At 71.4% G+C, this 15,218-nt stretch carries 17 protein-coding genes and 1 pseudogene; 8 read left to right on the top strand and 10 right to left on the bottom strand.

The genetic code is table 11. The annotated features are described in order from the left end of the window. Positions 1-8: 8 nt before the first annotated feature. Positions 9-1,508, bottom strand: a complete 1,500-nt coding sequence (locus OG242_RS19005; RefSeq protein WP_405899309.1) for a peptide MFS transporter — start codon at positions 1,506-1,508, stop codon at positions 9-11. Positions 1,509-1,664: 156 nt separating this feature from the next. Between OG242_RS19005 and OG242_RS19010 the strand changes: the two genes are divergently transcribed. The 5 genes from OG242_RS19010 to OG242_RS19030 all read left to right on the top strand — a co-directional run bounded on the left by OG242_RS19010 (position 1,665) and on the right by OG242_RS19030 (position 6,823). Further along, positions 1,665-2,675 carry a polyprenyl synthetase family protein gene (locus OG242_RS19010; RefSeq protein WP_405899310.1) on the top strand — a complete coding sequence of 337 codons (1,011 nt, stop codon included), beginning with the start codon at positions 1,665-1,667 and terminating at the stop codon, positions 2,673-2,675. A 230-nt stretch (positions 2,676-2,905) separates the two neighbouring features. Further along, positions 2,906-4,132 (top strand): LolA family protein, encoded by a 1,227-nt coding sequence (locus OG242_RS19015; protein WP_405899311.1) that lies wholly within the window; start codon positions 2,906-2,908, stop codon positions 4,130-4,132. Positions 4,133-4,201: 69 nt separating this feature from the next. Then, a complete protein-coding gene (locus OG242_RS19020) occupies positions 4,202-5,149 on the top strand; it encodes an ABC transporter ATP-binding protein (RefSeq protein ID WP_405899312.1) in 948 nt (315 codons plus the stop codon). Then, the gene (locus tag OG242_RS19025; protein ID WP_405899313.1) at positions 5,136-6,035 is read left to right on the top strand and encodes an ABC transporter permease; all 900 of its coding nucleotides are present in this window, start codon (positions 5,136-5,138) and stop codon (positions 6,033-6,035) included. Before OG242_RS19020 ends, OG242_RS19025 begins: the two co-directional genes overlap by 14 nt. A 194-nt stretch (positions 6,036-6,229) precedes the next feature. Beyond that, positions 6,230-6,823 carry a TetR/AcrR family transcriptional regulator gene (locus tag OG242_RS19030; protein ID WP_405899314.1) on the top strand — a complete coding sequence of 198 codons (594 nt, stop codon included), beginning with the start codon at positions 6,230-6,232 and terminating at the stop codon, positions 6,821-6,823. Between the two features lie 8 nt (positions 6,824-6,831). On the opposite strand, the gene OG242_RS19035 is transcribed toward OG242_RS19030, so the two are convergent. The 4 genes and pseudogenes from OG242_RS19035 to OG242_RS19050 all read right to left on the bottom strand — a co-directional run bounded on the left by OG242_RS19035 (position 6,832) and on the right by OG242_RS19050 (position 9,014). Beyond that, complete coding sequence (locus OG242_RS19035) at positions 6,832-7,638, bottom strand: HAD family hydrolase (protein ID WP_405899315.1); 807 nt, start codon at positions 7,636-7,638, stop codon at positions 6,832-6,834. Positions 7,639-7,737: 99 nt separating this feature from the next. Then, positions 7,738-7,957, bottom strand: a pseudogene (locus OG242_RS19040) (zinc-binding dehydrogenase); the annotation flags it as partial. Positions 7,958-7,980: 23 nt separating this feature from the next. After that, positions 7,981-8,190: a DUF397 domain-containing protein gene (locus tag OG242_RS19045; RefSeq protein WP_405899316.1), complete on the bottom strand. Its 210-nt coding sequence runs from the start codon at positions 8,188-8,190 to the stop codon at positions 7,981-7,983. Further along, a complete protein-coding gene (locus OG242_RS19050; protein WP_405899317.1) occupies positions 8,187-9,014 on the bottom strand; it encodes a helix-turn-helix transcriptional regulator in 828 nt (275 codons plus the stop codon). The genes OG242_RS19045 and OG242_RS19050 overlap by 4 nt, the downstream gene beginning before the upstream one ends. A 106-nt stretch (positions 9,015-9,120) precedes the next feature. On the opposite strand from OG242_RS19050, the gene OG242_RS19055 reads away from it, so the two are divergent. The 3 genes from OG242_RS19055 to OG242_RS19065 all read left to right on the top strand — a co-directional run bounded on the left by OG242_RS19055 (position 9,121) and on the right by OG242_RS19065 (position 10,214). Beyond that, the gene (locus OG242_RS19055) at positions 9,121-9,360 is read left to right on the top strand and encodes a hypothetical protein (RefSeq protein ID WP_405899318.1); all 240 of its coding nucleotides are present in this window, start codon (positions 9,121-9,123) and stop codon (positions 9,358-9,360) included. Further along, positions 9,357-9,512, top strand: coding sequence for a hypothetical protein (locus tag OG242_RS19060; RefSeq protein WP_405899319.1), 156 nt, complete (start codon positions 9,357-9,359; stop codon positions 9,510-9,512). The genes OG242_RS19055 and OG242_RS19060 overlap by 4 nt, the downstream gene beginning before the upstream one ends. Positions 9,513-9,671: 159 nt before the next feature. Continuing rightward, positions 9,672-10,214 (top strand): NUDIX hydrolase, encoded by a 543-nt coding sequence (locus OG242_RS19065; protein WP_405899320.1) that lies wholly within the window; start codon positions 9,672-9,674, stop codon positions 10,212-10,214. A 74-nt stretch (positions 10,215-10,288) separates the two neighbouring features. Here OG242_RS19065 and OG242_RS19070 read toward each other — a convergent pair whose 3' ends face one another. From OG242_RS19070 to OG242_RS19090, 5 genes are all read right to left on the bottom strand, one after another. Beyond that, positions 10,289-11,005, bottom strand: coding sequence for an RICIN domain-containing protein (locus OG242_RS19070; RefSeq protein ID WP_405899321.1), 717 nt, complete (start codon positions 11,003-11,005; stop codon positions 10,289-10,291). Positions 11,006-11,164: 159 nt separating this feature from the next. Further along, on the bottom strand, positions 11,165-11,623 hold the full coding sequence (locus OG242_RS19075; RefSeq protein ID WP_405899322.1) for a VOC family protein: 459 nt from the start codon (positions 11,621-11,623) through the stop codon (positions 11,165-11,167). Next, on the bottom strand, positions 11,611-13,182 hold the full coding sequence (locus OG242_RS19080; protein WP_405899323.1) for an FAD-dependent monooxygenase: 1,572 nt from the start codon (positions 13,180-13,182) through the stop codon (positions 11,611-11,613). Before OG242_RS19080 ends, OG242_RS19075 begins: the two co-directional genes overlap by 13 nt. Positions 13,183-13,248: 66 nt before the next feature. Further along, a complete protein-coding gene (gene rarD / locus OG242_RS19085) occupies positions 13,249-14,226 on the bottom strand; it encodes an EamA family transporter RarD (protein WP_405899324.1) in 978 nt (325 codons plus the stop codon). Positions 14,227-14,340: 114 nt separating this feature from the next. Beyond that, positions 14,341-15,201 carry an SDR family oxidoreductase gene (locus tag OG242_RS19090; RefSeq protein WP_405899325.1) on the bottom strand — a complete coding sequence of 287 codons (861 nt, stop codon included), beginning with the start codon at positions 15,199-15,201 and terminating at the stop codon, positions 14,341-14,343. Positions 15,202-15,218: the final 17 nt, after the last annotated feature.

Below are 15,218 nucleotides of genomic sequence, written 5' to 3' on the forward strand. Positions count from 1 at the left end.
GGCGTACCTCAGTGGACGGGGTGCATAGTGCGCCTGAGCCAGGGGGCGGCGGCGATGACGGCCACACCGGCCACCACCGCGATGGCGCCGTTGACACCGAAGTAGGCGGGGTTGGACACCTCGCCGTACAGCTTCACGATCTGGGCCTGGACGCCGTTGGCGAGGGCCAGCGAGAGGAACCAGAGGGCCATGGTCTGGCTGGCGAACGCCTTCGGGGCGAGCTTGGTCGTCGCCGACATGCCGGAGGTCTCCAGCAGGATGTCGCCGAGCCCGAGCAGCAGATAGGAGCCGACGATCCACCAGGCGGCCATCTTGTACGTGTCGCCGGTGTGCCCGGAGGTGGGCAGGACCATCAGCAGGAACGAGAGACCGCCGAGGATCACCCCGATCGCGATCTTGTTGGACGCGTGCGGCTGGCGGGTCCCCATCCTCGCCCAGACGGCCGCGACCACCGGGGCGAGCAGCACCTCGAAGGCGCCGAGCGCGGAGGCGTACCAGCTCGCCGGGAAGTGGAAGCCGAAGATCTCGGTACGGGCGTTGGCCGACGCCAGCAGCATCATCGTCGAGTACGCCTGGAAGAGGATGAAGTTGAACACCACGGACGCCAGGAACAGCACCACGTACGGGCGCAGCCGGCCGCGCTCCTCGTGGGTGACCCGGGGACTGCGGAACATCACCGCGAAGTAGACGACCGGCGCGATCACCGAGATCAGGGTGAGCACGTCCACGAACCGGTCCATGGTCAGCCACCCGGCCAGGGCCAGCGCGGTCGCGACGGCCGCCACCACCACCGCCCCGACGACGATGAGCAGGACCGCCCGGCGCATGGGCCCGGGGGCCAGCGCGAATTCGGCGGCGTGCTTTCGCCCGGCCAGGTGACGGCGGCCCGCCACGTACTGGACGAGGCCCAGCGTCATACCGAAGGCGGCGGCCGAGAAGCCCCAGTGCCAGCTCGCGTGGTCACCGAGCCAGCCGGTGATCAGCGGGCCGAGGAACGCGCCGATGTTGATGCCCATGTAATAGAGGGCGAAGCCCGCGTCCCGCCGCTCGTCGTCCGTGCGGTAGAGCTTGCCGACCATGGTCGCCACATTGGGCTTCAGCAGCCCCGTACCGGCACTGATCAGCCCGAGGCCGACCCACGTCATGGCGTCGGTGGGCACCGCCATGGCGTAATGCCCGCAGGCGATCAGAACGCCGCCGTACAGCACGGCCCGGTACGAGCCCAGGATGCGGTCGGCCAGCCAGCCGCCGGCCACCGACACCAGATAGACGAGCGTGCCGTACGCGGCGGAGACGGAGGCTGCGGTCCCGGCCTCCATGCCCATGCCGCCGTTGGCGACCGTGTCCGCGAAATAGAGGACCAGGATCGCCTGCATGCCCAGGAACGAGAACCGCTCCCACACCTCCAGGCCGGACAGGGTCATCAGACCCCGGGGCTGGCCGAAAAAGGCGTGGTCGTCCGCCGGGGGCGGCTGTGCCGGTTCGGTGTCTGCTGCTGTGCGGGACAAAGCGGCAACTCCTGATCGTATGAGCTGATCCCGAACATACCGGCGGCGGCGGGAAGGCGCCCACGGTGATCCAAAGGGGACCGGATACGCTGACTTGAGTGATGACAACGACACATCGACATTCCGTGTGATCGTCAGCAGACAGGAGATCCCCTCGTGACCGTCGTCGGGCCGTTCGGACTGAGCGTGCGGGACCAGGCTCTTGAAGCCGGTGTCCAGGCCGGTTTGGCTGCTGTCGAGTCGGGCCTGCTCGATGCCACCAAGAGCGACGTGCCCTTCATCACGGACGCCGCGCAGCACCTGGTGCGCGCGGGCGGCAAGCGGTTCCGGCCGCTGCTTGCGATGCTCGCCGCCCAGTTCGGCGACGCCGACGCCCCGGGCGTGGTGCCCGCGGCCGTCGTGGTGGAGCTGACCCACCTCGCGACGCTGTACCACGACGACGTCATGGACGAGGCCGACGTGCGGCGCGGCGTCGACAGCGCCAATTCCCGCTGGGGCAACTCGGTCGCAGTACTGACCGGCGACTTCCTCTTCGCGCGCGCGTCGCACATCCTGGCCGACCTCGGCCCGGAGGCCGTCCGCATCCAGGCCGAGGCGTTCGAGCGCCTGGTCACCGGCCAGATCCTGGAGACCGCGGGCCCGCGCGACGGCCGCGACCCCGTCGAGCACTACCTCGACGTCATGCGCGGCAAGACCGGCTCGCTGATCGCCGTCGCCTGCCGCTTCGGCGCGATGATGGCAGGCGCCGACGAGTCCACGACCGACATCCTCACCCAGTACGGGGAGCGGCTCGGCGTCGCCTTCCAGCTCGCCGACGACGTCCTGGACATCGCCTCCGACTCCCACGAGTCCGGCAAGACCCCCGGCACGGACCTCCTCGAAGGCATCCCGACCCTCCCCGTCCTCCACCTCAGGGCGCAGGCCGAGGCCGACGGCAAGCCGGACGACCTCGCCCTCGTCGAGATGCTCGACGGCGACCTCAGCGACCCGGACACGCTCACCGAGGCGCTGCGCCTGCTGCGCGCCCACCCGGCGCTGGCACAGGCCCGCCGCGACACCGTCCGGTACGCCCAGGAGGCGCGCGCCACGCTGCGGCCGCTGCCCGAGTGCTACGCGAAGCTCGCCCTGGAAGAGATGTGCGACGCGGTGGTCCACCGCGCCGGCTGACGGCCCCCCAGGGCCCGTGGCGGCCCAACCCCTACTGGATGGGCGAGAATCGGTGCCCCGCCGTCATACCGAAGAGGTACGCGGAGTTGCTCCCGGGGGCTGACGCTTCGGGCCGCCCGATTTGGTCAGATGGAGAACAACCACTCCTGACCAAAACGGGTGAGAATGGCGGCACTGGAGTGGGCGAGTGCATCCCGACGGAAGCCGCCGACCACGGAGGTAGGGCACACATGGCACCGAACGACAGCGCGGAGACCACCGGCACGGCCGCCCGGCCCGGCCGCCGCAAGGCGGCGCGCTACATCGTCCCCGTAGCGGTGGCGGGGGTGGCGGCGGCGACGATCGGCCTGGTCCCGGCGCTCGCCAGCTCGGGCGACCCCGATCTGCCGAAGATCACCGCCCAGGAACTCATCGAGAAGATCGCCGCGTCGGACACCGAGCAGCTCTCCGGCACGGTGAAGATCAGCACGGACCTCGGCATCCCGTCCATGGGCGGCCTCGCCGGCTCCTTCCTGTCCGGCGCGGCCCGGGGCGGCGACGGCAGCAAGGACGCGTCGAGCGCCGACCCGCAGGCCAAGCTCACCGAGCTCGCCTCCGGTACGCACACCCTGCGGGTGGCCGCCGACGGCCCCGACAAGCAGCGCCTGTCGGTCCTGGACGACACGTCCGAGTACAGCCTGATCCACAACGGCGACCAGGTCTGGGCGTACGACAGCGCGTCCAACGCGGTCTACCACGCGGACGGCAAGGGCGAGGGCAAGGCGCCCCACGGCAAGGACCAGGCCGCCCCCGAGGGCGTCCCCACCACCCCGAAGGCCCTGGCCGAGCAGGCGCTGAAGGCCGCCGACGGCACCACGTCCGTCACGGTGGACGGCACCGCCCGGGTCGCCGGGCGCGACGCGTACCGCCTCGTCCTGAAGCCCGAGCAGAAGGGCTCCACGGTCGGTTCGATCACCGTCGCGGTGGACGCGGAGAACGGCGTGCCGCTCAAGTTCACGCTCCGGCCCAGCAGCGGCGGCAAGGCGGTCGTCGACGCCGGTTTCACGTCGGTCGACTTCGGGAAGCCCGCCGCGTCCTCCTTCACCTTCGCCCCGCCGAAGGGCGCGAAGATCACCGAGGCGGACGACGCGAAGGGCCACGAGAAGGCGCCGGGCGACCTGGGAGTGTTCAAGGACGCGGAGGGCGCCGGCGCTCCGAAGGTCATCGGCAAGGGCTGGAACAGCATCGCCGAGTTCAAGACCCCCGGCGGCGCGGCGCTGCCCTCCGAGGCGTCGAAGGGCGTCCCGGCCGAGGCCCAGCAGTTCCTGGACGCGCTCGGCGACAAGGTCAGCGGCACGTTCGGCTCGGGCACGGTCTTCAAGACGCGCCTGATCAACGCGCTGATGACGGACGACGGCCGGATCTACGTGGGCGCGGTCACCAAGGACGCGCTGGTCGCCGCCGCGAACGCGGGCTGACGCCCGGTCCATCACCCGCCCCGTCGTGCGACAGCGCGGCGGGGCGGGCGCGATAGTGGGGAGCACACGATGAGAGGTTTTGGCACCGCACCCGTCATCGAGACGCGCGGGCTGACCAAGCGCTACCGGGGCGGGCAGCTCGCCGTGGACGGCCTCGACCTCAGCGTCCCCGGCGGCAGCGTCTTCGGCTTCCTCGGGCCCAACGGCTCGGGCAAGACCACCACCATCCGGATGCTCATGGGCCTCATCGCCCCGACCTCCGGCACCGCGAGCGTCCTCGGCCGCCCCATGCCCGACGCCTCGCGCACGGTGCTCCCGGAGGTCGGCGCGCTGATCGAGGGCCCGGCGCTGTACGGCTTCCTGAGCGGCCGGGACAACCTCCTGCGCTACGACAGGGCCGACCCCACCGCCGACCCGCGCACCCGCACCGCCCGGGTCGGCGAGGCCCTGGAACGGGTCGGGCTCGCCCCGGCGGCCGGCAAGAAGGCGCGCGCGTACTCGCTGGGCATGAAACAGCGCCTCGGCCTCGCCGCCGCCCTGCTCCGGCCGCGCCGGCTGCTCGTCCTGGACGAGCCGACCAACGGCCTGGACCCGCAGGGCATGCGCGAGATCCGCGCCCTGGTCCGCGAACTGGCGGCGGACGGCACCACGGTCTTCCTCTCCTCCCACCTCCTGGACGAGATCGAGCAGGTCTGCACCCACGCGGCGGTGATGGCCCGGGGCCGCCTCCTCACCCAGGGCCCGGTCGCGGGCCTGGCCACGGGCGGCCGCCTGGCCGTCACCACGCCGGACCCGGCGGACGCGGCGCGCGTGCTGAAGGAGCACGGCGTCACGGGCATCACCGTGGACGGCGACCGGGTCAGGGCCGACGCCCCGCCGGGCACGGTGGAACTGGCCGATCTCAACGCGGCCTTGGTGCGGGATGGCGTACGGGTGCGCGCGTTCGGCGTGGAACGGGCATCGCTGGAGGACGCGTTCGTGGCTCTGACGGGAGAGGGATTCGATGTCGCAAGCTGACGCCGTGGCCGAGCCGGTGGCCGAGACCGCGTCCGCCGGGCGCAACCCCCTCTGGACGTTCGGCATCCTCCGCTCCGAGTTCGCCACCACCCTGCGCCGCTGGCGCACCCTCGCGCTGCTCGGCGTCCTGGCCGCCGTCCCCGTGCTCATCGGGATCGCGGTCCGCATCGAGACGGCCGACGGCTCGTCGGCGGGGGCCGGTGGCGGGGAGGGCGGCCCGGCGTTCCTCTCCCAGGTGACGAACAACGGCCTCTTCCTGGTCTTCGCCGCGCTCGCCGCGACGCTCCCCGTCTTCCTCCCCATGGCCGTCGGCGTCATCGCGGGCGACGCGATCGCCGGCGAGGCCAACGCGGGCACCCTGCGCTACCTCCTGGTCGCCCCGGCCGGCCGGACGCGGCTGCTGCTCGCCAAGTACGCCGCCACGCTCTTCTTCTGCCTGGTCGCCACGCTCGTCGTGGCCGCCTCGGCGCTGGCCGTGGGCGCGCTGCTGTTCCCGGTGGGCGACGTCACGACGATCTCGGGGACGACGATCGGCTTCGGCGAGGGCCTGGTACGGGCGGGGCTGGTCGCGGTGTTCGTGGCCGCGTCCCTGACCGGCTTCGCGGCGCTCGGCCTGTTCGTCTCGACGCTCACCAACAGCGGTATCGCGGCCATGGCGGCGACGGTCGGCCTGCTGATCACCGTGCAGATCGTGGACACGATTCCCCAGCTGAGCGCGGTCCACCCCTACCTCTTCCCGCACTACTGGCTGTCCTTCTCGGACCTGCTGCGCGAACCCGTCTACTGGGACGAGGTGCTGAAGAACCTGGAGCTTCAGGCGTTGTACGCGGCGGTGTTCGGCTCGGCGGCCTGGGCCCGGTTCACGACGAAGGACATCGCGGCCTGAAACGGAGGCGGCACCCGTACCGTCGGCCGGCGAGCCGTCCCCCGATCGGCTCGTCGCGGCACGAACGGCACGAACGGTGCGAAAAACAGAAGGAACGAGCCGACACGGTACGTTCCGTTTCCGCCAGAGCATTGTTCGACTTGTAGCGACGCGCTGTCAATAAGGTTTGGCTCGAACACACCTATGCTCACCGAATGAACACATCGCCGAGTTCGCTGCGCCGGAGCGAGAGCTCACGCAGGGCGACCCTGGACGCCGCCCTGGATCTCTGTACGGAGAGGGGATACGGCCGGGTCACGATCGAGGCGATCGCGGCGCGGGCGGGCGTCAGCAAGAAGACGATCTACCGCTGGTGGCCCTCGAAGAGCGCGGTCCTGCTGGAGGCGTTCACGGAGATGCTGGTCTCCGCGACCCCGTTCGTGGACACCGGCGACATCGCGAGGGACATGCGTACCCACCTCACGGGTGCGGTGAACGTCCTCGCCGTTCCCCCCTACGGCCCGGCCTACGCGGGAATCCTCTCGGAACTCCACCACGACGACCAACTGGCCGAAACGGTTCGCACGCAGCTGATCGAACCCCGCTTCAACGAGGCGGTCGGCCGCTTGCGCAGCGCGCAGGAGCAGGGCCAGATCCCGCCGGACGCGGACCTCGACCTGGCGGTGGAGATGCTGTACGGCCCGCTGTACTACCGCCACGTGCTGCGCAAGCCGATGCAGGACGCGGAGGACGTGGGGAAGCTGGTGGATCACGTACTGCGGTCCCTGGGGGCGGTGGCGGCGGGCTGACCGGCGTCTCAGCCGAAGAGGCGCTCGAGCACGACCGCTATCCCGTCCTCCTCGTTGGACAGCGTCACCTCGTCGGCCGCCGCGCGCAGCTCAGGGTGGGCGTTGCCCATGGCGACGCCGTAGCCGCAGCTGCGGAACATCGGCAGGTCGTTGGGCATGTCCCCGAAGGCGATCGCCGTGCCCGGGTCCACGCCCAGCTCCTCGGCGGCGAGCGCGATCCCGGCACCCTTGTCGATGCCGTACGGCTGGAGCTCGACGGTCCCGGGACCGGAGTGCGTCACCGTGGCGAGGTCCCCGACGACCGCCCGGGCCTCGGCGGTCAGCGCCTCGTCGCTCAGCTCGGGGTGCCGGATGAGCACCTTGATCACGGGCTCGGCCCACAGCTCGTCCCGGTGCCGGGTCCGCTGCGCCGGCAGCGTGGCGTGCGGCAGCCGGTACCCGGGCTCGATGAGCGTCCGCCCCTCGGCCCCGTCCTGGTCGACGGCCGCGAAGACCTGCCCCACCTGCGCCTCGATCTTCCCGAGCGCCGCGTCGGCCGCCTCCCGGTCCAGCGTGACGGCCCGGACGGTACGCCGTGCCCCGGCGTCGTACACCTGCGTCCCCTGCCCGCAGACGGCGAGCCCCTCGTACCCGAGCCCGTCCAGCAGCCCCCGCACGCCGGGCACCGGCCGCCCGGTGACGACGAGGTGCCGGGCCCCGGCCGCGCGGGCCAGGGCGAGCGCGGCACGGGTCCGGGGGCTGACGGTGTCGTCGCCGCGCAGCAGGGTGCCGTCCAGGTCCGTGGCGACAAGGGCATATGCGGGTGGGATGGGCATGGCAGCAAGCGTAGGCGCTGGTTTCCGGAGCCCGGCCGGAGTTGTGGCGGGGCGGGGGAGTCCGGTAGAGGGGCACGCTTACGGGACCGTGAGGACGACGCCGATGGCCGACTTGCCGCCCACGAGGAGGTCGTACGCCTCGATCGTGCCGCCGCCCGAGCTGTACGCGACCAGCCGGCCGCCGGGGGCGAGTGCGTGGACGGCTCGTGGGAGGAGGGCGCCGCCGACCGCGTCCAGCACGATGTCGCGGGGCTCGCCCCAGCTCTCGTCGGTGTACGTCACCGACTTCGTCGGCCCCGAGCGACCGCACGAAGTCCGCCCCGGGGCCTGGGCCGGGGGCGACTAGGCCGGGCCGAGCCCGTTGCCCTTGACGCCCGCGACAAAGGCGCTGAACGCGCCGGCGCGGAGGGGGAGGGCGGGGCCGTCCGGGACCTTGGAGTCGCGGACGGGGACCACGCCGGTGGGGGCAGCGAGGTTGGTGGCGACCTGGACGCAGGCGCCGCCGTTGTCGCTGTAGGAGGACGTGTACCAGCGGGGGGATTCGGTCGTCACGGAGTGCCCTTTCGTAACTGCTCGATCATGGCCACGGACGCCGGCTGAGAGAGCGCCTCGGCCTGTAGCTGATGGTAGGCCGTCAGTAGAGGCAGCACGAACGTGCTTTCCCGTTCGAGGTGGCCCTGTTGCGCCGACTCTGCGTAGGACATGAGCGAGCGATCGGGCATCGTCAGTATGTAGAGCGGAAGGTTGAACGGCCGACGGACGCCCATGGTGAACGGGGCGACCTGGAGCACCGTGTTGGGTAGTTCGGCGAATTCGATGAGCCGGTCCAGCTGTGCCTTCATGGCGTCGGGTTCACCGATGGGGCGGCGGAGGCAGCTCTCGTCCAGGACGACCAGCACCAGCGGTGGGTCCGGCCGCAGGAGTGAAGCCTGCCTCTCGGCGACGAGCTCCACCCGCTGGAGCGCCTGGTCGGGCGTGATCGCCCCTCGTTTCACGGCGCTCTCCGCCAGAGCCCTCGCGTACTCCGGGGTCTGGAGCAGACCTGGCATGACGCCCACCTCGTAGAGGCGGATCTCGGCGGCTTGGGCCTCGTGCCGCACGTACTCCGGGAAGCCCTCCAGGAGGGCTGTATCCCGTGCCGCTCGCGCCTGGCGCTCGAACAGGTCTCCGGTACCGAAGGCCCTGTCAGCTCTGTTCGCGAAACGGGGAGTTGGGGGTCGACGACCAGTTTCGGCGGCTGAAATGTGCGTTCCCGAGTACCCCATGATCGCCCCCAGCTCATCCTGGGTCCAGCCGCGCTCGTCTCGTAACCTGCGAAGACGCTCGCCAAAGGCTGCGACTGGGGAATTCTCGGGGTTCAGCTCCTTGCGGTTCACAGCCCACCGCCCAACTCTCCGTACGAATCGTGCAAGTTGAAGACCCTTGCACTCTAGGCCACGCTGAACCCGCTTGGTGGTGGAATGACTACGGAGAGGTACGGCTATGCCGGAACAGGAAGAAACTCCCGCTGTCGGAACGATCGTCGTGGACGTCGGGCGCTGGGATCAGCCGCTGGTCGGGGAGTTCCGAGGAGTCGCCGGCCCCTACTGGACGCTTCGGTCGCCGAAGGGCGGCACGGAGTGGAGGGTCCGCCCCGAGCACACGCGGGAGGCGACGCCCGCAGAGCGCCTCGCGGCGAGGACCGCGCGGGAGAACGCCCGCAGCCGGGGCGAGGTCGCATGAGCGCCCCGGAGGAACCCGAACCGTGCCGCACGTGCCAGGAGTTCGACCTCGAAGAGGCCGTCGCCCGGAACGAACGGGACGGGAGCCGGGAGACGGACTGCCGCGTGCTGCGCGGACGCCACGTCGCCGCGGACCACGACAAGCGCTCCTAGCGAGCGTCGGACCGTTCATCGCGCTCGTTCGGGGTGAACTTCTGGCAGGCGCCGCCAAACTCGCCCGCGGTGATCTGGACAGCGCTATGCATGAGGTACCCACCCCCGACCGGGAGGCCATCGCGGCCGCCTGGCTCCATTACCACAACAGGTGATCGCATGCCCATTGCGGCAGACCACATCCGTACGGCCGTCGCCGAGTACGCCGACGCGCACCCCGAGGACAAACGCACGCTCGCACCGCTCGGTGACCTGCTGGACCAGGGTGCCGACGTGACGAGCCGGAAGGAGTTCCCAGGTCATGTGACCGCCGGTGCGGTGCTCGTCAACGACCACGGTGAGGCGCTGTTCATCCACCACGTCGCACTCGACAAGTGGCTCACGCCCGGCGGCCACCTGGAGCCGGAGGATGTGACCCTGTTGGGCGCGGCTCTGCGCGAGCTGATCGAGGAGACGGGGATCACGCTCAGCGTCTCGCCCGTGCGGGCGACCCCTGTACGCGTCGACGTACATCCCATCCCTGCCAACGACAGCAAGGGTGAGGGCGCTCACTGGCACGCGGACTTCCGCTACCTCTTCCGCACGAGCGGCGACCAGGCCGTGAAGCTGCAGGAGGAAGAGGTGAGCGGGTACGCGTGGCGCAGCGTGGACACGATCGCAGACGAGGTTCTGCGTTCCCGGGTCGCGGCCGCGCTCCGCTAGGGCGGCACGCGGTGTCCGGTCACGACCGCCGGCGCGCGGGGGCTTCGCTCCGCGCGCCCGGCCTCATCCATGGCTCAGGTGTTCATCCCCGCGCCGGTCCACTGCTGGTTGGTGTGGCTGGGGGCGCAGGTCCAGATGCCGAGCCGGGCGCGGTCGCCCGTGGCCCAGCCGAGCGCGTCCAGGCACTTGCCGGAGTGGACGCTGCGCAGCAGCCCGTTCGGAAGCTTCTCCCAGCGCTGGTTGGCCGCGCCGTGACAGGTGTTGAGGCCCAGGAGTGAGCCGTCCTCGGTCTTCGCGTACTGCACGTCGAGGCACCGGCCCATGGCCCGGATCGTGCCGTCCGAGTGGATCGTCCACGCCTGGGCTTCGCTGCCGTTGCAGGTGTAGAGCTGGATCGGCGCGCCGTCCGCCTTGCTGGCGCCCTTGACGTCCACGCACTTGCCGGAGTGGACGCCGACGATCGGGCCGCCGGTGATCGGCGGCATGGGCGTGCAGAACAGGACCACGGTCGCCAGGTACATGTCGCCGTTGAACTGGAACTGCGCCGGTCCCGTCGGCACGCATCCCTGATAGCGCGCCTGCTTCGCGATGTTCAGTGCGCGGCCTGTCGCGTTGGCTTCTGCCATGGCCGGGGAGAAGCCCCAGTCCTGCCCCTGGAAGTACTTTCCGTCCGCCGCGACGCCGGCGGGAGCCGGGTCCGGGGCCGGCGTCGCGGCGGCCGTTCCCGTCAGCATCAGGGCGGAGGTGAGGATCGCCGCCAGTAACGCGGCGAGTGCTCGGGCAGTTCTCACAGTGGTTCCCTTCGAATCGAATGGGACAGCACCCGGTCCACAACGGACGTACAAGTGTGCGGCACTTGATCGGGCGCCAGAATCTAAGCAGGCATTCCCTCTCAGGTCCGACCCTTCCCCTGTAATGGCTTGAAAGGGGAGTTGTGGCCGTATCAAGCCCTACGACACGCAGAACTCATTGCCCTCCGGGTCCGTGAGGATCGTCCACGTGCCGCCCTGCTCCGCCACCTCGCGTTCGACCTTCGCGCCCAGGCCGTCCAGCCGGGCCACCTCGGCCTCGCGGCGGTCAGGGCCCGCGTGGAGGTCGAGGTGGAGGCGGTTCTTGACCGTCTTGGGCTCGGGGACGCGCTGGAAGAGGAGGCGGCGGCCGTGTCCGGCGCCGCTCTGCTCGTCGTACGGGTCGTCGGGGTGCCGTACCGCCGCCAGGTCGAGCCAGGCGCGGCGGCCGTGGGCCGTCGTCGTGACCGCCTCCGGTACGGCTCCGAGGCCCAGGAGGTGTTCCACCAGGGGGCTGTTGTCCTCGATCTCGTAACCGAGGGCCTGGGACCAGAAGCCGGCCTGCGCGTGCGGGTCGGCGGCGTCGATGACGACTTTCCACTCAAGAGTCATGAGCGGCATTCTGTCCCGGAATAGGGGATTCCGCTCAGGTACTCGGTGATCGTCTTCGCGTCGTCCGCAGCGGCGATCAGCCCCACGTGACTGTCCGGCCGTACGAGTACCAGCAGTTCGTCGTCCGGTCCGATGCCGTACGCCGCGTGCGCGTGCCCCTCGTGGTCGGTGAGGCGGCCGGACGGGCCGTCCACGTCGATCCCGTACGCCCGCACATCGTCGCCGTGGACCGCCGCCTCGCGCAGGGCCCCGCCCGTCCCCGTACCGAAGCCCAGGAGCGTGAAGTGCGGTCCCGCGAAGGCCTCGAAGAGGCGGCGCGGCTCGCCGGTCGCCGCGTCCAGGCAGGGCGCGTCCGGGGCGCGGTCGCCCGCGCGCAGAAGGGGCGTGGCGCGCGGAGAGGCGGCCAGCGAGCTCCAGCGGTAGCCGCCGCCGAGGCCGTTCGTGCCGGGGCCGACCGCCGAGTCGAGGCCGCCGCCGGGCTTCTTGATCGCCTCCAGCGTGGCCCGCAGCCGTTCCGCGCTGATGTCCAGGACCTGCGCGGCGACCGGCAGCCGCTCCTCCTCGTACGTGTCGAGCAGGGCGGGTCCGGCGAGCCCGGAGGCGACCCGGGCGAGCTTCCAGCCCAGGTTGTACGCGTCCTGGATGCCGGTGTTCATGCCGAGGCCGCCCGCGATGGAGTGCACGTGGGCCGCGTCCCCGGCGAGGAGGAGCCGGCCCACCCGGTAGCGCGCGGCCACGCGTTCGTTGACGCGGTATGTGGAGAGCAGCGTCGCCTCGGTGAGGCGGTCGGCGGGCAGACCGGTGTGCTTGGCGAAGAGGCGGCGGAACCCGGCCAGCGACGGTGCGAGCGGGGCGCCCGACTCGTCCCGCTCGGGGCCCGCCTGGAACCACCAGCCCGACCGGGTTCCCGGGATCGGGCAGAGCATCACGGCGCCGTCCTCGTCGAACCACTGGTGCCAGAAGCCCCGGTCTAGGCCGTCCACCTCGACGTCCCCGCACACCATCAGCTGGGTCTCGTCGGTCCTGCCCTCGAACGGGATGCCGAGCAGCTTGCGGACCGCGCTGTGGCCGCCGTCGCAGCCGGCCACGTACGAGGTCTCGATCCGGCCGCCGTCGGCGAGCGTGGCGGTCACGGACTCCTCGCCCTCGGCCAGGCCCACGAGTTCGGCGCCGAGCTCGACCCGTACGCCGTACTCCGCGAGCCGCGCCCGCAGCACCTCCTCCAGGCGCCACTGGGCCATCATGCGCGGCCGGTCGTACGGGGCGTCCGGCGTCGGCCGCTGGTCCGCGAACGGCTCGGCGTCGGCGATGGCGACCCCGCCCCGGTACTTGCGCATCGGCAGCGGCGCGGCCCCGGCGGCCAGGACCGCGTCGACGACCCCGAGGTCCTCCAGGACTTCGAGCGAGCGCGGGTTGGGGCCCTTGGCGCGGGAGGTACGCGGGAACTCGGGGCTCTTGTCGATGATCCGGACGCCGACGCCCCGGCGGGCGAGGTCGATGGCCAGGGTCAGCCCGGTCGGGCCCGAGCCCACGACGAGGACGGGAAGCGCGGGCGGGGAGGCGTGCATGGGTGCTCCTGGGGCCGGTCCGGTGCGGTGGACCTCCAGGAAAACGTAACCGAGTTAAAAAAGCAACTAGGTTGCGCTAGAGGGGGTCTCGGTTCGGTTCGGCCCCGCAGGGGCGGCCGTCGCCGTCGCGGCAAGCCGGGCCGCCTGCGCCTGCGCCCTCGAGCGGCGCGCGGTCCGCAGCGCGTCCCAGGTGAGCACGATCAGCGCCGCCCACACCAGGCCGAATCCGGCCCACCGCTCCGGCGGCATCTCCTCGTGGAAGTAGGCGACGCCCAGCAGGAACTGCGCGACCGGGGTCATGTACTGGAGCAGCCCGATCGTCGACAGCGGAATGCGGATCGCGGCGGCCCCGAACAGGATCAGCGGCACCGCCGTGACGACACCGGTCGACGCGAGGAGCGCCGTGTGCCCGGCGCCCTCGGAGGTCAGGGTCGAGGTGCCCTGCGCGCCCAGCCACACCAGATAGCCGAGCGCGGGCAGGAAGAGGACCGCGGTCTCGACGGTGAGCGATTCCAGGCCGCCCATGTCGACCTTCTTCTTGACCAGGCCGTACGTCGCGAAGGAGAACGCCAGGATCAGCGAGATCCACGGCGGCTTCCCGTAACCGACGGCCAGCACGATCACCGCCACGACGCCGGTGGCGACCGCGGCCCACTGCGCCGGGCGCAGCCGTTCGCCCAGGAGCAGGACGCCCATGGCGATGGTGACCAGCGGATTGATGAAGTAGCCGAGGGACGCCTCGACCACATGGCCGCTGTTCACGGCCCAGATGTACAGGCCCCAGTTGACGGTGATCGTCGTCGCGGCGACGGCGAGCAGGCCCAGCTTGCGCGGCTGCCGCAGCAGTGGGCCGATCCAGGACCAGCGGCGCAGGACGAGCAGCAGGACCGCCACCACGCCGAGCGACCACACCATGCGGTGGGCCAGGATCTCGACCGCCCCGGCCGGCTTCAGCAGTGGCCAGTAGAGCGGGACGATGCCCCACATGCCGTACGCGCCCAGCCCGGAGAGGAGTCCGGCCCGCTGGTCATTCGTCCCCTGCACGGGCCCTCCCGGTGGTGTCTGTCGTACGACCGTCAACCAGACGAAGGTAGCGCCGCCGGGGCCCGGTGTCATACCCGTATCGTCAGACGGTCATGACACCGGACAGGGTGCGGGTCAGAGCGCGGCGACCGCGGCGGCGACGGTGTCGGCCAGCGGGGTCGTCGGGCGGCCGGTCAGGCGGGACAGGTCGCCGCTGGTCCCGGCCAGGCGCCCGCGCCGGACCGCCTCGTCCACGTCGACCAGGATCGCCGCGAAGAACTCCGGCACGCCGGCGCCCGTCAGGATCTCCTGGTGGACGGCGGCCGGGACGTCCTGGTGGGCGATCTCCTTGCCGGAGGCCTTCGCGACCTCGGCCGCGTACTCGGCGTAGGACCAGGCGGTGTCGCCGCTCAGCTCGTACGCGCGGTTCAGGTGGCCCTCGCCGGTCAGGGCGGCGGCGGCCGCGGCCGCGTAGTCGTCGCGGGTGGCGGAGGCTATCCGGCCCTCGCCCGCGTTGGCGACGACCGCGCCGTGCGCGAGGACGGGCGCCAGGTTCTCGGTGAGGTTCTCCGTGTACCAGCCGTTGCGCAGGAAGGTGTACGGCAGGCCGGAGTCCAGGATCAGCTGCTCGGTCGCCCGGTGCTCGTCGGCCAGCGTGAAGTCCGCGTCGGGCCCGCCGAGTATCCCGGTGTACGCGAGCTGGGCGACGCCCGCCGCCTTCGCCGCGTCGATGACCGCGGTGTGCTGGGCGACCCGGCTGCCGACCGCGTTGCCCGAGATCAGCAGCACCCGGTCGCCGGAGCGGAACGCCCCGGCCAGGGTCTCGGGGCGGTCGTAGTCGGCGATGCGCAGCTCGACGCCCCGGGCGCCGAGATCGGCGGCCTTCTCCTTGTCGCGGACCACGGCGGCGACCTCGCCTGCGGGGACGGTGGTCAGCAGGTGCTCGACGACGAGGCGGCCGAGTGCTCCGGTGGCTCCGGTGACGACGATGCTCATGGGGTTTCTCCTCTTTG

The sequence above is a fragment of the Streptomyces sp. NBC_00727 genome, from assembly GCF_045161745.1.
In the GTDB taxonomy this organism is placed as follows: domain Bacteria; phylum Actinomycetota; class Actinomycetes; order Streptomycetales; family Streptomycetaceae; genus Streptomyces.

What these genes read in the sequence shown, in the direction of transcription:
- OG242_RS19015 (WP_405899311.1), top strand. Translation starts at nt 2,906, where the DNA reads ATGGCACCGAACGACAGCGCGGAGACCACCGGCACGGCCGCCCGGCCC.
- OG242_RS19020 (WP_405899312.1), top strand. Translation starts at nt 4,202, where the DNA reads ATGAGAGGTTTTGGCACCGCACCCGTCATCGAGACGCGCGGGCTGACC.
- OG242_RS19025 (WP_405899313.1), top strand. Translation starts at nt 5,136, where the DNA reads ATGTCGCAAGCTGACGCCGTGGCCGAGCCGGTGGCCGAGACCGCGTCC.
- OG242_RS19030 (WP_405899314.1), top strand. Translation starts at nt 6,230, where the DNA reads ATGAACACATCGCCGAGTTCGCTGCGCCGGAGCGAGAGCTCACGCAGG.
- OG242_RS19035 (WP_405899315.1), bottom strand. Translation starts at nt 7,638, where the DNA reads ATGCCCATCCCACCCGCATATGCCCTTGTCGCCACGGACCTGGACGGC.
- OG242_RS19055 (WP_405899318.1), top strand. Translation starts at nt 9,121, where the DNA reads ATGCCGGAACAGGAAGAAACTCCCGCTGTCGGAACGATCGTCGTGGAC.
- OG242_RS19060 (WP_405899319.1), top strand. Translation starts at nt 9,357, where the DNA reads ATGAGCGCCCCGGAGGAACCCGAACCGTGCCGCACGTGCCAGGAGTTC.
- OG242_RS19065 (WP_405899320.1), top strand. Translation starts at nt 9,672, where the DNA reads ATGCCCATTGCGGCAGACCACATCCGTACGGCCGTCGCCGAGTACGCC.
- OG242_RS19075 (WP_405899322.1), bottom strand. Translation starts at nt 11,623, where the DNA reads ATGCCGCTCATGACTCTTGAGTGGAAAGTCGTCATCGACGCCGCCGAC.
- OG242_RS19080 (WP_405899323.1), bottom strand. Translation starts at nt 13,182, where the DNA reads ATGCACGCCTCCCCGCCCGCGCTTCCCGTCCTCGTCGTGGGCTCGGGC.
- OG242_RS19090 (WP_405899325.1), bottom strand. Translation starts at nt 15,201, where the DNA reads ATGAGCATCGTCGTCACCGGAGCCACCGGAGCACTCGGCCGCCTCGTC.